Raw genomic sequence first — 14147 nt, 5'->3', positions numbered from 1 at the left:
CCCGGCGATTCATCGCCGGGGGCGTCGTGGTTTCAGGGCGCGCCGCTGCGTCAGTGGCGGTGCCGGACCAGGGTGGCGGAGGGGGATTCGCTGAACAGCCGGCGGTAGTCCCGGGCGAACTGCCCCAGGTGGTAGAACCCCCAGTCGGCCGCCGCCTGGCTCACCGTGGTCTTGGTGTCTGGCTCGCACAGGCGGCGGCGCACCCGGTTGAGCCGCGTCAGACGCAGGAACTGGATGGGGCTGATGCCGAGGATGCTGCTGAAGCTGTAGCGCAGGGTGCGCTGGCTGACGTGGGCGATCTCGCACAGCTCGTCGAGGCTGACCGGCAGCGCCGCACCGCTCTCCAGATGGTCGCGGATGCCGTCCACGACCTGGCGGCGGTGACGGTAGCTGGGCGGGCGCTCGGTATTGGGCGTCTCCTCGTGGAGGATCTCCTGCAGCGCCAGGCCGAGGATGTCCTGATGCACCTGGGGGGCGAGCCCTTCGCCCTGCAGGCCCAGTAGGCGCTCGATCAGGAAGGTCGTGGCCCGGCGCGTCCGGTGTGGCAGCTTCAGGCGCATCACCCGCTCCGGATCGGCGTCCAGCAGCGGGCGTGCCGCCTCGCCGCCCGCCCGGACCAGCCATTCGCGGCTGACCACCAGCCCGTAGATGCCGAAACCGTCCGGGGTCACCAGCTCGAAGTCGCGGTCGCCGGGCTGGCACATGATCTCCCGCTCGCCGACCTCGTGACCGTTGATGCGGCAGCTGCGTTCGTCGACCGGAATGCCGAGCCACAGCGAGTCGGGCCAGACGTTGCACTGCTGGCCCAGCGCATGGCTGGTGTATTCCTTGAACACCTGCATCGCCGGCAGGTGGACCTCGTCGATGCGGCCGTAGAAGCCGCCCTGGCCGAACTGGTCGTATTCCTGGGACCAGTCCGTCAGGTTGTGGGCGTGCTCGTTGGCGTCCCAGGCCTCCCACATGCACTTCCTTGGTGCGCTCTCGGCGGTTCGAATCGTCTGTGACACGCGGCGTCACTCCTTCTGCCCCGGCCCTTTACGGTGCTCTATGGGGTAAGTTGTTGTTGGTATTGAACTATTGGCTTTTGCCGGAAATCGATAACGCCGGCCTTGGCGCCCTCGTTACCCTTTCATGAAGCAACATTCGTTCCGTTCCGGCGCCTCGCGGCGGCCCGAACGCTCGACCAGGAGACGCTCATGGCCAAGGCCTATCACCATACGCTGGGAAATCGGCGCTATCACTTCGCGAGTCTCGCCGAGCTGATGGCCAAGGCCACGCCGGCGCGTTCCGGCGACCGGCTGGCCGGCGTCATCGCCGAGTCCGCCGAGGAGCGGGTGGTGGCCCAGATGGCGCTGGCGGAGCTGCCGCTCTCTACCTTCCTCGAGGACCATCTGGTGCCCTACGGCGAGGACGAGATCACCCGCCTGATCGTCGATACTCACGCCGCCGCCGCCTTCGCGCCGATTCGACACCTGACGGTGGGCGACTTCCGCAACTGGCTGCTGAGCGATCTCGCCACGCCCGAGGCGATCGCCCGGGCGCGCGCCGGCATCACTCCTGAGATGGCCGCCGCGGTGAGCAAGATCATGCGCAACCAGGACCTCATTCTCGTCGCCCGCAAGTGCCGGGTGACCACCGCCTTTCGCAACACCATCGGCCTGCCGGGGCGGCTCTCCACCCGGCTGCAGCCCAATCACCCCACCGACGATGCCACCGGCATCGCCGCCAGCATCCTCGACGGCCTGCTCTACGGCAACGGCGACGCGGTGATCGGCATCAACCCGGCCACCGACAACGTCGCCCAGAGCATCAAGCTGATGACGCTGATGGACGAGGTGATCCAGAAGTATTCGATTCCCACCCAGTCCTGCGTGCTGACCCACGTCACCAACACCCTGGAGGCGATCGAGCAGGGCGCCCCCGTGGATCTGGTGTTCCAGTCCATCGGCGGCACCCAGGCCACCAACGAGAGCTTCGGCTTCGATCTCGCCACCCTCGGCGAGGCGCGGGACGCCGCCCGCAGCCTCCAGCGTGGCACCGTGGGCGACAACGTCATGTACTTCGAGACCGGGCAGGGCAGCTCGCTGTCCGCCAACGCCCATCACGGCCTCGACCAGCAGACCTGTGAGGCCCGCGCCTACGCCGTGGCCCGTCACTTCGAGCCGCTGCTGGTCAACACCGTGGTCGGCTTCATCGGCCCCGAGTACCTGTTCGACGGCAAGCAGATCATCCGCGCGGGCCTCGAGGATCACTTCTGCGCCAAGCTGCTCGGCGTGCCCATGGGCTGCGACATCTGCTACACCAACCACGCCGATGCCGACCAGAACGACATGGACAACCTGCTGACCCTGCTGGGCGCGGCGGGTTGCACCTTCATCATGGGCATCCCCGGTTCCGACGACATCATGCTCAACTATCAGACCACCTCCTTCCACGACGCCCTCTATGCGCGTCGGGTGCTCGACCTGTCGCCGGCCCCGGAGTTCGAACGCTGGCTGGACGAGATGGCGATCTTCGAGGACGTGGCCCGCCATCGTCCCAGCGGCCGGCTGCCCGACGCCTTCGCCCGTCCGCTGAGCCGCCTGCCCGAGGGAGGTGCGCGATGAGCGATGCGACTCCCACCCATGGCGTCATCGACAACCCCTGGCATCGGCTGCGCGAGTTCACCGACGCGCGCATCGGCCTCGGCCGCGCCGGCACCAGCCTGCCCACCCGGCGTTCGCTGGAGTTCCAGCTGGCCCATGCCCGCGCCCAGGATGCCGTGCATCTGCCGCTGGACGTCGAGGCGCTGTGCCGCGACCTCGACGGCCTGAAGACCGGTCAGTCGATCCATCGCCTGCACAGCCGGGCGGCCGACCGCGAGACCTACCTGCAGCGTCCGGACCTGGGTCGGCGCCTCGATGAGGCCTCCCGGGAGCGGCTGGCCGAGACCGACGACGCGCCGCGTCCCGCCGTCGATCTGGCCATCGCCGTGGTCGACGGGCTGTCGTCGCTGGCGGTGCAGCAGAACGTGCCGCCCTTCCTCGAGGCGCTGACCCAGGCACTGGCCGAGGACGACCAGGACTGGTCGCTGGCGCCGCTGACGGTGGTCGAGCAGGGCCGGGTGGCGATCGGCGACGAGATCGGCGAGGGCCTCAACGCCCGCGCCGTGCTGGTGCTGATCGGCGAGCGTCCGGGGCTCAGCTCGCCGGACAGCCTCGGCCTCTACCTGACCTGGGGGCCGCGGGTCGGGCTCAACGATGCCGCCCGCAACTGCATCTCCAACGTGCGTCCGGCGGGCTTCGTCTTCGACGAGGCCAGCCGCCGGCTGATGTACCTGCTGCGCGAGGCCCGGGCCAGGGGCCTGTCCGGCGTGCAGCTCAAGGATCGTACCCAGGACGACGTCATCGCGTCCTCGGGCAGCGTCCAGAACTTCCTGACCTCCTGACACCGGCGGGTGTCGCACCCGCCATGCTCCACCGCAACCTCACGACCGACATCACATCGCGATTTCATAACAACAGCGCAAAGGTGACCCGATGAACGACGCGACCCTGGACCAGGACTACCTGGCCAAACGACAGCTGAAGAAGGGCAGCGCCGGCTGGCTGCTGCTGGCCGGCCTCGGCGTGTCCTATGTGATCTCCGGCGACTTCGCCGGATGGAACTTCGGCATCGCCGAGGCGGGCTGGGGCGGCTTCGTCATCGCCGCCGGCCTGATGGGCCTGATGTACTTCGCCCTGGTGCTGTCGCTGGCCGAGATGTCGGCGGCGATTCCCGCCGCCGGCGGCGGCTACAGCTTCGCCCGCCAGGCGATGGGCCCGGCCGGCGGCTACCTGACCGGCCTGGCGGTGCTGATCGAATATGCCCTGGCGCCGGCGGCCATCGTCATCTTCATCGGCGCCGCGGTGGAGGAGCTGCTGGGGCTCAACGGCCCCGCGATCTACGCGCTGTTCTACGCGGTGTTCATCGGCATCCATCTGACCGGCGCCGGCGAGGCGCTCAAGGTGATGATGGTGATCAGTGGCCTGGCGGTGTTCGCCATCCTGGCCACCGCGCTGGCACTGTTCGGCGTCTTCGATGCCAGCAACCTGTTCGACATCGCGCCCAGCGATGCCGCCGGCGCCAGCGCCTTCCTGCCCTTCGGCTGGGCCGGGGTGTGGGCCGCGCTGCCGTTCGGCATGTGGCTGTTCCTGGCGGTGGAGGGCGTACCGCTGGCCGCCGAGGAAGCCAAGAACCCGGCCCGTGATGTGCCCCGCGGCATCATCGGCGCGATGCTGTTCCTGCTGGTCACGGCGGTGCTGGTGGTGGTGCTGCTGGCAGGGGCCGCCGGGGCCGGCGCCATCGGCGCGAGCGGCGTGCCGCTGGTCGACGCACTCAAGGCCGCCGATCATCCGACGCTGGCCACTCTGGTCAACGTGCTGGGCCTGGCCGGGCTGGTTGCCTCCTTCTTCTCGATCATCTACGGCTACAGTCGCCTGGTCTTCGCCCTGTCCCGGGCCGGGTACCTGCCGAAGATGCTGTCGCTGACCAGTCGCCGCAAGGCACCGACCTGGGCGCTGGTGGTGCCGGGCGTGTTCGGTTTCCTGGTCTCGCTGAGCGGCGAGGGTGACCTGATCCTGGGCATGGCCGTGGTCGGCGCCACCGTGTCCTACGCGCTGATGGCGCTGAGCCATATCCTGCTGCGCGTGAAGCGCCCGGAGCTCGCGCGCCCCTACAGGACGCCCGGCGGCATCCTGACCTCCGGCGTGGCCCTGGTGCTGTCGCTGGTGGCGTTGTCCGGCGTGTATGCCTTCGATCCGCGGGCCTTCCTCTACACCCTGGGGCTGTTCGCACTCGGTGCGGCCTACTTCTTCCTGTACAGCAGGAACACCCTGGTGGCGAAGACCGCCGAGGAGGAGTTCGCGCTGGTGGCGGACGCCGAGGAGAGCCTCGAGGCCAGCGGCGGCACTGATGCCGAGACCGACACCAGGCCCAGCCCCGCAGGGTAAGTCTGAAGCCGGCCGATAACGCAGCGGGGCCGCCCATCTGGGCGGCCCCGCTGCATCCGTGCAGGCGACGAGCGCGACTAGATCGGGCTGGCGACCGTCTGCAGCGAGTGCTTGGGCGAGTCGGCGTAGACCAGGCTGATCAGGGTGTCGCCGCGTTTGGGCGACAGGCCGGTCTCGGCCGTCGCCAGGCGCAGCCGTCCGGCGGGGCCGATGCAGATCATCGGCAGCCAGCGGCCGGCGTGTCCCTGCCGCAGCGGTTCCATGCGGAATTTCTCGCCGCAGCGCTCCAGGCGCACTTCGCCACCTTCCGCCACCAGGCGCGACAGCTTGGCGAAGGTGACGTCGCGGCCGAACAGCAGCGGCAGATGATCCAGCGCCTGGCCCTGGGGGCGGTTGCCACGACGGCCCTCGTCCACCGCCAGGCGGAAGACCCGATCGCGGCCCAGCAGGTGCTCGAAGTGCAGCGCCGCCAGGTCGTTGAGCTCCCGGTACGGCGAGAGCGGCAGCAGGTAGCCGATGCCGCTGAGCTCCAGGTGCTGAGCGGCGTGCTCGGAGAGCGGGTCGCCGTAGTAGGTGGTCAGGCCTTCGTTGCGGGCCAGCTGGATGGCGTCCCAGCTGCTGTCGGCCAGTACCACGCTGACGCCGGCGTCGCGTAGCTTGCAGGCCAGCTGGCGTGCCACGGCGTTGGCGCCGATGATCAGCACGCCGTTGGGTGAGGGGCGCTGCACGCCCAGCCAGCGGGCCAGGGGGCGCGACAGCAGGCTCTGGCTGACCACGGTGCTGATGATCACCAGGAAGGTCACCGGCACCAGCATCTCGGCCCCGGGCATGCCTTCCTCCTCGAGGCGCAGGGCGAACAGCGAGGCCACCGCGGCGGCCACGATGCCGCGCGGCGAGATGAACGCCAGCAGCGCCTTCTCGCGCCATGCCAGGTTGCTGCCCAGGGTGCACAGCCAGACCGACAGCGGCCGGGCGACGCCCACCAGCACCAGCAGGAAGATCCAGGTCGGCCAGCTCAGCAGCGCCAGCTGCTCCACGGTGAGCCGCGCGGCGAGCAGCAGGAAGAGCCCCGAGATCAGCAGCACCGAGAGGGTTTCCTTGAACTCGATGATGGGGCGGGTCGGTACGCCGCGCATGTTGGCCATCCATACACCCATCACCGTCACCGTGAGCAGCCCCGACTCGTGGAACAGCTGGTTGGAGACGGTGAACAGCGTCAGCATCAGCATCAGGGTGCCGAAGCTGTGCAGCTGGTGGGGCAGCCAGTGCTGCCGAAGCACCAGGCCCCAGCACCAGCCGCCGGCGATGCCGAGGCCGAAGCCGATCAGCGCCGTCTGGGCGAACACCATCAACGTCTGGGTGGCCGCCTCGCCGCCGGCGCCCAGGGCCACGAACTCGTAGACCAGCACCGCGCCGATGGCGCCCATGGGATCGATCAGGATGCCTTCCCAGCGCAGGATCTGGGTCAGGTGCTCGCGGGCGCGCAGCGTCTGCAGCATCGGCAGGATCACGGTGGGGCCGGTGACCACCAGCAGCGCCCCCAGCACGCTGGCCATCTCCCAGGAGAGGTCCAGCAGCAGCCGGGCGGCCACGGTGGCGATGACGCCGGTGATCAGCGCGCCCCAGGTCACCAGCCGGCGCACCGTGCGTCCGTGGCCGCCGAGCTCGCGGAAGTTCAGCGTCAGGCTGCCCTCGAACAGGATCACCGCCACCGCCAGCGAGACCAGCGGGAACAGCAGGTCGCCGAACAGCGCATCGGGGTTCAGCAGACCCGTGACCGGGCCGGCGGCGATGCCGGCAACCAGCAGCGTCAGGATGGCGGGCAGCTTCAGCTGCCAGGCGAGCCATTGGCAGATCAGCGCCAGCAGGCCGATCATCGCCAGGTCGAAACCGGCATGCTCCATGGTCGTTCGCTCTCTCGTCAGGGTTGGGTTAAAGGGCGCGCAGCCTAGCGTCGCCGGCCCCGACATGCAATCGATGGAAGCGATGAATAACGTCGATAACGCGTCAACGTCGGAAAAGCCACAGCAGCAGCGTCAGTATGGCGCTGATCAGCAGCATGCTGGTGAGGGGAACGTAGAAGGTGGTGTGGCCGCGGCGGATCAGGATATCGCCCGGCAGCTGCCCCAGGGGCAGCCGACCGAGCCAGGGCCACAGCAGCCCGGCGGCGAACAGCAGCAGGCCGATGACGATCAGCGTGCGTGACATGGTCTCGCCTCCGGGCCGGGTGGAGTGAAGGCCGCCTTCAGGTGGCCCGCCTGATGGCGCTCAGAAGCCCCTGCAGCGGATGGGGCAGGGCGGCATCCGAGAGGCGCTTGGCCTGGCTGCGGCAGGAGTAGCCGCTGGCCAGCAGCCGGCCGGCGTTGGCCGGGTCCTCGACCTTCGGCTGCCAGGACTGGGCGTAGATGGTCTTCGAGGTCTCGAGGTTGCGTGCCTCGTGACCGTAGGTGCCGGACATGCCGCAGCAGCCGGTGGCGACCACCTCGAGCTCGAGGCCGAAGGCGGCGAACAGCCGCTGCCAGGCCTTGGGCGTGCCCGGGGCGTTGGTCTTCTCGGTGCAATGGGCGAGCAGCCGGTAGCCGGGATCGTCGAGGCTGGCGCCCTGCGGTGCCAGCTCGGGCGCTCGCTCGGCCAGCCGCTCACTCAGCCATTCGGGCAGCAGCTGTACCTCGGGCACGGCGTCGGCGCCCAGCGCCTTCACGTACTCCTGGCGGTAGGTCAGGGTCATCGCCGGGTCGATGCCGACCAGCGGCACCCCGAACTCGGCCAGCGTCCGCAGGCGCTCGGCCTGCTTCTCGGCGGTGCGCTCGAAGGCGCCAAGGAAGCCCTGCACGTGCAGCGGCTTGCCGTTGGGTGAGAAGGGCGCGACGAACACCCGCACGTCGAGGCGCTCGAGCAGCTCGACCACGTCCATCACAAGCCGGGACTCGAAGTGACTGGTGAAGGCGTCCTGCACCAGCACCACGCTGTTGGCCTTCTGCGTCTCGGTGAGCCGGCCGAGGGTGGTCGGCGTGGCCGGCGCCACGCCCCAGGCCGTGAGCTGCTTGTCCAGGCGCGCCCGGGACAGCTTGGGGCTGTCGACCATGCCCACGGGACCGGCCAGCAGGCGGCTGACCCAGCGGCTGTCCAGGGCGGCGTTGTAGAGCGGCGCGATGCGGGACAGCGCCGGCATCATGAACTCCAGACCGCCGATCAGGTAGTCGCGGGGCGGACGCAGATAGCGGCCGTGATAGACCTCGAGGAACTGCGAGCGGAAGGTCGGCACGCTGACCTTCACCGGGCACTGGCCGGCGCAGGACTTGCAGGCCAGGCAGCCCGCCATGGCGTCGTAGACCTCGTGGGAGAAGTCGTCCTCGCCGCGGCGTTTGGCCAGGGTGTTCTTCAGCTTGCCGGGGAAGGCCTTGAGCGCGCCCAAGGCGCCGCCGCGTCGGGCGTCGCGCGAGGCCTCGAGCACGTCGACGCCGGCCTCGCCCTGCAGGCGCAGCCATTCGCGCATCAGGCTGGCGCGGCCCTTGGGCGAGTGGATGCGCTGGCGGGTGGCCTTCCACGACGGGCACATGGCGTCGTCGGGATCGTAGTTGTAGCAGGCGCCGTTGCCGTTGCAGTAGACGGCGTCGCCGTGGGCCTGCCAGACCCGTTCGTCGATGCGGCGGTCATGCTGGCCGCGGGTCGGCACGCCGTCGATGGCCAGCAGGTCCGGGTCGACCCACTTCACGGCCTGCTCGTCGTCGCTCGGCGTTGTCGGCTCGGAAGCGGAAGCCTGGGCCCTACCCGCGTCTTCGGGCGGGATAGATGGCGCCGCGTCTTCGGGCGGGATAGATGGCGCCGCGTCTTCGGGCGGCTTGGAAAGAGCGAGCGGCGTCGCGATCTTGCCCGGGTTGAGCTGGTTATGCGGGTCGAAGGCGCCCTTGAGCCGCTGCAGGCTCGGGTAGAGCGGGCCAAAGAAGGCCGGCGCGTATTCCGAGCGCACACCCTTGCCGTGCTCGCCCCACAGCAGGCCGCCGTACTTCTGGGTCAGCGCGGCGACCTCGTCGGAGATCTCGCGGATCATCGCTTCCTGGGCCGGGTCCTTCATGTCCAGCGCCGGGCGCACGTGCAGCACGCCGGCGTCGACGTGGCCGAACATGCCGTAGGCCAGGCCGCGGGCGTCGAGCAGGGCGCGGAACTCGGCGATGTAGTCGGCCAGATGCTCAGGCGGCACCGCGGTGTCCTCGACGAAGGGCAGCGGGCGCTTCTCGCCCTGGACGTTGCCGAGCAGGCCCACGGCGCGCTTGCGCATGCCGTAGACCCGGGTGATCGCTTCGCGGCCCACGGCCTGGGTGTAGCCCAGCCGGATGACGCTGTCGTCCTCGGCGAGGTGCGCGCAGAAAGACGCGACCCGCGCGGCCAGACGCTCGGGATCGTCGTCGTTGAACTCGACCAGGTTGATGCCGTGGGTCGGCGTGTCGCCGGTGTCAGGAAAGAACTCGCCGACGCTGTCCCACACGAAGTCCTGCTGGGCCAGGCCCAGCACCTTGTCGTCCACCGTCTCGATGGAGGTGGGGCGCGCCTGCGGCTGCTCTGGTGAAGAGCGACTGCTGGACATCAGGGCCCGAGCGTCGCGCAGGGCGTCCATGAAGCCGGCGTAGCGCACGTTGACCAGGGTCGAATGCTTCGGGATCGGCAGCACGTTGAGCACCGCCTCGCTGGTGAAGGCCAGCGAGCCCTCGGCGCCGCACAGCACGCTGTTGAGATCGAACTTGCCGTCCTCGGTGCGCAGGTGCGCCAGGTCGTAGCCGGTCAGGCAGCGGTTGAGCGGCGGGAAGGTCTCGCGGATGCGTTCGCGCTCGGTGTCGATGATCTCGCGGGCCATGCGGTGCACCCGGCCCACGGCGTCGTCGCGCTGGCACAGCGCCTCGAGTTCGTCGTCGTCCACCGGGCGGGTGACCAGGCGCTCGCCGCCGAGCAGCACGCTGTCGAGTTCGAGCACGTGGTTGCGGGTCTTGCCGTACTCGCAGCTGCCCTGGCCGCTGGCATCGGTGGCGATCATGCCACCGAGGGTGGCGCGGTTGGAGGTGGAGAGCTCCGGGGCAAAGAACAGCCCGTGGGGCTTGAGCGCGGCGTTGAGCTGGTCCTTGACCACGCCGGCCTGGACGCGCACCCGGCGGGCCTCGACGTCGATGTCGAGGATGGCGGTCATGTGCTTCGAGACGTCGACCACCAGGCCGTCGGTCAGCGACTGGCCGTTGGTGCCGGTGCCGCCGCCGCGCGGGGCGAGTGCCACCCGGCGAAACTCGTCGCGGGCGGCCAGCCGGGCCAGGCGCTCCAGGTCGGTGGCATTCTTCGGATAGATGACCGCCTGGGGCAGGCGCTGGTAGATCGAATTGTCGGTGGCCAGCACCGTGCGGTTGGCGTAGTCGGGGGCGATCTCGCCCTCGAAGCCGGCGTCCGCGAGGGCCTCGAGAAAGTGCAGGTAGGGGGCGTCGGAACGGTCGGAGGCGCTGAGGCGCCCGGTGTCCAGTCTGGCGATCATGGCGTTTTTCGGTCGCTGTCGCTGCCGCGCGGGGCAGGGGGAGAAGGAAACCCTACTGTACCGCGACGGGCCGCAACACGCATCCTGGCGCGTGGCGCCGGGGCGGGCTTTTGCCTACAATGGTCGCCTTGCGTTTGTTGATTTCACCGACTGCGACGGACCGGATTCCATGCTCGATCCCAAACTGCTGCGCGGCGACCTCGAGATGGTCGCCCAACGACTGGCCACCCGGGGCTTTGCCCTCGACACCGCTCGTCTCGCCGACCTCGAATCCCGGCGCCGGGAGCTCCAGGCCGAGACCGAGCGCCTGCAGAACGAGCGCAACACCCGGTCCAAGGCGATCGGCAAGGCCAAGGCCGCCGGCGAGGACATTCAGCCGCTGCTCGACGAGGTCAGCGACCTGGGCGAGCGCCTGGACGCCGCCAAGGCGCGCCTGGCCGAGCTGCAGGCCGAGTGGGACGAGCAGATCAGCGGCCTGCCGAATCTGCCCCACGAGAGCGTGCCCCAGGGCGCGAGCGAGGACGACAACGTCGAGCTGCACCGCTGGGGCACGCCGCGCAGCTTCGATTTCGAGGTCCGCGACCACGTGGACCTGGGCGCCCGGACCGGCCAGCTCGACTTCGATCTGGCCTCCAAGCTGACCGGCGCCCGCTTCGCGGTGATGCGCGGCACCATCGCCCGCCTGCACCGTGCGCTCACGCAGTTCATGCTCGACAAGCAGACCCTCGAGCACGGCTACGAGGAGTGCTACGTCCCCTACATGGTCAACGACGACTCGCTATACGGGACCGGCCAGCTGCCCAAGTTCGGCGAGGACCTGTTCCGCCTGGAGGACGAGCGCGGCTATCGCCTGATCCCCACCGCCGAGGTGCCGCTGACCAACTTCGCCCGCGACGAGATCCTCGAGCACAAGCGGCTGCCGATGCGCCTGACCGCGCACACGCCGTGTTTCCGCAGCGAGGCCGGCTCTCACGGCCGCGATACCCGTGGCATGATCCGCCAGCACCAGTTCGACAAGGTCGAGATGGTGCAGCTGGTCGAGCCCGAGACCAGCTACGACACCCTGGAGGAGATGCGCGGCCACGCCGAGGCGCTGCTGCAGGCGCTGGAGCTGCCGTACCGCGTGGTGACCCTGTGCACCGGCGACATGGGCTTCGGCGCCGCCAAGACCTACGACCTGGAAGTCTGGCTGCCGAGCCAGGACACCTACCGCGAGATTTCCTCGGTCTCCAACTGCGAGGACTTCCAGGCCCGTCGCATGCAGGCCCGCTTCCGTCATCCCGACGAGAAGAAGCCGCGGCTGCTGCACACCCTCAACGGCTCCGGCCTGGCCGTGGGCCGCTGCCTGATCGCGGTAATGGAGAACCATCAGAACGCCGACGGCTCGATCACGGTGCCCGAGGCGCTGCGGCCCTACATGGGCGGCGTCGAGACGATCAACGTCTAAGCCCCCAGCGGCAGGCGCCGAGCCACGAGAAAGCCCCGAAGGTTTCGCCTTCGGGGCTTTCTTTTTCGTCGGGGCAGGCGTGCCGCTTATTCCTGGCCGCCCTCGATCTCCCAGCTGACGCTGACCGCGGCGTCGATGGAGAGAGTGCCGGGGCGATACTCGGTGGCGCCGCCGCTTTCCCGCGCATCGGCGCTCATCGCCATCATCCGCGGCTGGAACACCGGCGCCTGGTTCTCGCTGACCGACAGCACGTCGCCCAGCTCGACGTCGAGGGTGCCGGCCATCAGCTCGGCCTTGTGCTTCGCACGCTGAAGGGCCTGGTTCAGGGCCTCGTCGGTGGCCGCGTCGCGATCGGCGAGGTCGTAGGTGACGCCGTCGAGGGCGTCGACGCCGGCCTCGGTGAGGGCGTCGAGAATCGTCGGCAGCCGGTCGAGTTCGTGGATCTCGACTTCCATGGGTCGTTCGAGGCGGGTGCGCGAGAGCGTCTCGGTCTCGCCGTCGGGGCCGCTGGATTCGCGAATCATCTCGGGCTGCACGCGTAGCGAGCCGGCGCTGATGGCATCGCGATCGACGCCGGCCGCCTCGAGCGCCTGGATCAGCGTGGCGGCGCGCTCCTCGAGCCGGCTGCGAGCCTGGCTCAGCGCCAGGGCATCGCCGCCGCTGGCGTCGCGCTGGGCGATGGCCGGGGTGCGCTCCCACAGCCGGGAGCTGAGCGTGGCCTGGTCCGGCACCACCTCGACTTCGGCGCGGGCCTGGACGTCGAGGCGATGCGGCGCGGGCTGGCCATTGGCGGCGGCGGTCATCGGCAGGGTGGCGAGGGCCAGGGCGAGCAGGCCGCCCGAGAGGCGGGCAGGGGGGAGACCGCGGACGGTGCGACGAACGTGGCGCATGAGACTTTCCTTATCGGCGATGGGTTCGTTCGCTTTGAGCCGTCAGCATTGCCCGGGTTCCTTGGTGTCGGCGGTTTCCTTAGAGCTTGCACGTTGACGGCTTTCCGCCGCGTTGTGCGCCGAGGCGCCAGGCGTCATGATGGCGGTCTTTTCTATGGCGGAGTGGGCGGCATGGCGGCACCCGAGAACGATACCCCGAGCAGCATACCCCTTAACCTGACGCTGGCGCTGGCCGCCCTGGTGGTGATCGTCGCCGGGATGCGGGTCGGCTCCAGCCTGCTGGTGCCCTTGCTGCTGTCGGTGTTCATCGCGGTGGTGTGCACCGGACCGGTTCACTGGCTGAATCGCCTGGGGCTCGGGCTGCGGCTCTCGGTGTGGCTGACGCTGGTGGTGATCGGTGGACTGCTGTCGCTGCTGGGCCTGCTGCTGGTCAACAGCGTCGGCACCTTCGTCGATGCCCTGCCGGGCATAGAGGAGAAGCTCAATCAGTACTACCTGAGCCTGCTCGACGGCCTCGCCAGCCTGGGGTTGGCCATCGACACCGACCGGCTGGCCGAGCTGGTGGATGCCCAGCAGCTCGGCGACTGGATCCCGGCGCTGCTCGGTCAGGTCGGCAATCTGATGATGCAGAGCGTGGTGGTGGCGCTGCTGGTGATGTTCCTGCTGTTCGAGACGCTGAACTTCCGCGACAAGGTGTCTCGGGCGCTGGTCAACCCGGCGCCGAGTCTGCGCCGGTTCCAGGAATTCAGCATGACGCTGAAGCGCTACCTGGCGGTGAAGACGGTCATCAGCCTGGCCACCGGGGCGCTGATCTGGCTGGCCTGCAAGCTGATCGGGGTCGAGTTCCCACTGCTGTGGGCGGTGCTGGCCTTCGCCCTCAACTATATCCCCAACATCGGCTCGGCCATCGCCGCGGTGCCGCCGGTGCTGCTGCTGTTGGTGTCGCCGGACGGTGGTATGTTCAAGGCGGTGATGCTGAGCGGTGCTTACCTGGGCGTGAACTTCGTGCTCGGCAACCTGGTCGAGCCGCGGGTCATGGGGCGGGCGCTGGGGCTCTCGACCTTCGTCGCCTTCCTGTCGCTGGTGGTGTGGGGCTGGATCTTCGGGGCGGTGGGCATGTTGCTGTCGGTGGTGTTGACCATGACCCTGAAGATCGCGCTGGACAGCCATCCCCAGACACGCTGGATCGCCCATCTGCTGGGCTCGGGCAGCGCGCCCCTCGAGACGGCCAATCGCCCGCCCTCCGAGCGCGACAAGGTGAAGGGGAAGACGAACGCCGACTGACTCTCCGAAACGACGACGCCCCGGCCGGAGCCGGGACGTCGTGG

At 69.2% G+C, this 14147-nt stretch carries 10 protein-coding genes; 5 read left to right on the top strand and 5 right to left on the bottom strand.

The window, feature by feature from the left end:
* Positions 1 to 50: 50 nt before the first annotated feature.
* The gene (locus QWG60_RS12530) at positions 51 to 962 is read right to left on the bottom strand and encodes a helix-turn-helix domain-containing protein (protein WP_146910060.1); all 912 of its coding nucleotides are present in this window, start codon (positions 960 to 962) and stop codon (positions 51 to 53) included.
* Between the two features lie 234 nt (positions 963 to 1196).
* Between QWG60_RS12530 and QWG60_RS12525 the strand changes: the two genes are divergently transcribed.
* The 3 genes from QWG60_RS12525 to eat all read left to right on the top strand — a co-directional run bounded on the left by QWG60_RS12525 (position 1197) and on the right by eat (position 4970).
* Positions 1197 to 2606, top strand: coding sequence for an ethanolamine ammonia-lyase subunit EutB (locus QWG60_RS12525; protein WP_046077976.1), 1410 nt, complete (start codon positions 1197 to 1199; stop codon positions 2604 to 2606).
* Positions 2603 to 3427: an ethanolamine ammonia-lyase subunit EutC gene (gene eutC, locus QWG60_RS12520; RefSeq protein WP_146910036.1), complete on the top strand. Its 825-nt coding sequence runs from the start codon at positions 2603 to 2605 to the stop codon at positions 3425 to 3427. Before QWG60_RS12525 ends, eutC begins: the two co-directional genes overlap by 4 nt.
* A 91-nt stretch (positions 3428 to 3518) precedes the next feature.
* Entirely contained in the window at positions 3519 to 4970 is a 1452-nt protein-coding gene (gene eat / locus QWG60_RS12515; protein ID WP_035598836.1) for an ethanolamine permease, read from the top strand.
* A 77-nt stretch (positions 4971 to 5047) separates the two neighbouring features.
* Here the strand turns inward: eat and QWG60_RS12510 are convergent, their stop codons facing one another.
* The 3 genes from QWG60_RS12510 to QWG60_RS12500 form a co-directional block, all read right to left on the bottom strand.
* Entirely contained in the window at positions 5048 to 6874 is a 1827-nt protein-coding gene (locus QWG60_RS12510; RefSeq protein WP_146910038.1) for a cation:proton antiporter, read from the bottom strand.
* Between the two features lie 103 nt (positions 6875 to 6977).
* Positions 6978 to 7178 (bottom strand): DUF2905 domain-containing protein, encoded by a 201-nt coding sequence (locus QWG60_RS12505; RefSeq protein ID WP_107181590.1) that lies wholly within the window; start codon positions 7176 to 7178, stop codon positions 6978 to 6980.
* A gap of 37 nt (positions 7179 to 7215) precedes the next feature.
* A complete protein-coding gene (locus QWG60_RS12500; protein ID WP_146910040.1) occupies positions 7216 to 10482 on the bottom strand; it encodes an FAD-binding and (Fe-S)-binding domain-containing protein in 3267 nt (1088 codons plus the stop codon).
* Between the two features lie 169 nt (positions 10483 to 10651).
* Between QWG60_RS12500 and serS the strand changes: the two genes are divergently transcribed.
* Complete coding sequence (serS, locus tag QWG60_RS12495; RefSeq protein ID WP_146910043.1) at positions 10652 to 11929, top strand: serine--tRNA ligase; 1278 nt, start codon at positions 10652 to 10654, stop codon at positions 11927 to 11929.
* Between the two features lie 86 nt (positions 11930 to 12015).
* Here serS and QWG60_RS12490 read toward each other — a convergent pair whose 3' ends face one another.
* Entirely contained in the window at positions 12016 to 12819 is an 804-nt protein-coding gene (locus tag QWG60_RS12490) for an SIMPL domain-containing protein (protein ID WP_146910045.1), read from the bottom strand.
* Positions 12820 to 12990: 171 nt separating this feature from the next.
* On the opposite strand from QWG60_RS12490, the gene QWG60_RS12485 reads away from it, so the two are divergent.
* Complete coding sequence (locus tag QWG60_RS12485) at positions 12991 to 14103, top strand: AI-2E family transporter (RefSeq protein ID WP_146910047.1); 1113 nt, start codon at positions 12991 to 12993, stop codon at positions 14101 to 14103.
* Positions 14104 to 14147 lie beyond the last annotated feature (44 nt).

Origin of the sequence: Halomonas halophila (genome assembly GCF_030406665.1) — a bacterium.
GTDB classification, from domain to species: domain Bacteria; phylum Pseudomonadota; class Gammaproteobacteria; order Pseudomonadales; family Halomonadaceae; genus Halomonas; species Halomonas halophila.
This window is presented reverse-complemented; position numbering and strand designations above follow the sequence as displayed.

Excerpts from the sequence above, each read along its gene's own strand:
- QWG60_RS12530 (WP_146910060.1), bottom strand. The coding sequence starts at position 962 with ATGTGGGAGGCCTGGGACGCCAACGAGCACGCCCACAACCTGACGGAC.
- QWG60_RS12525 (WP_046077976.1), top strand. The coding sequence starts at position 1,197 with ATGGCCAAGGCCTATCACCATACGCTGGGAAATCGGCGCTATCACTTC.
- eutC (WP_146910036.1), top strand. The coding sequence starts at position 2,603 with ATGAGCGATGCGACTCCCACCCATGGCGTCATCGACAACCCCTGGCAT.
- eat (WP_035598836.1), top strand. The coding sequence starts at position 3,519 with ATGAACGACGCGACCCTGGACCAGGACTACCTGGCCAAACGACAGCTG.
- QWG60_RS12510 (WP_146910038.1), bottom strand. The coding sequence starts at position 6,874 with ATGGAGCATGCCGGTTTCGACCTGGCGATGATCGGCCTGCTGGCGCTG.
- QWG60_RS12505 (WP_107181590.1), bottom strand. The coding sequence starts at position 7,178 with ATGTCACGCACGCTGATCGTCATCGGCCTGCTGCTGTTCGCCGCCGGG.
- QWG60_RS12500 (WP_146910040.1), bottom strand. The coding sequence starts at position 10,482 with ATGATCGCCAGACTGGACACCGGGCGCCTCAGCGCCTCCGACCGTTCC.
- serS (WP_146910043.1), top strand. The coding sequence starts at position 10,652 with ATGCTCGATCCCAAACTGCTGCGCGGCGACCTCGAGATGGTCGCCCAA.
- QWG60_RS12490 (WP_146910045.1), bottom strand. The coding sequence starts at position 12,819 with ATGCGCCACGTTCGTCGCACCGTCCGCGGTCTCCCCCCTGCCCGCCTC.
- QWG60_RS12485 (WP_146910047.1), top strand. The coding sequence starts at position 12,991 with ATGGCGGCACCCGAGAACGATACCCCGAGCAGCATACCCCTTAACCTG.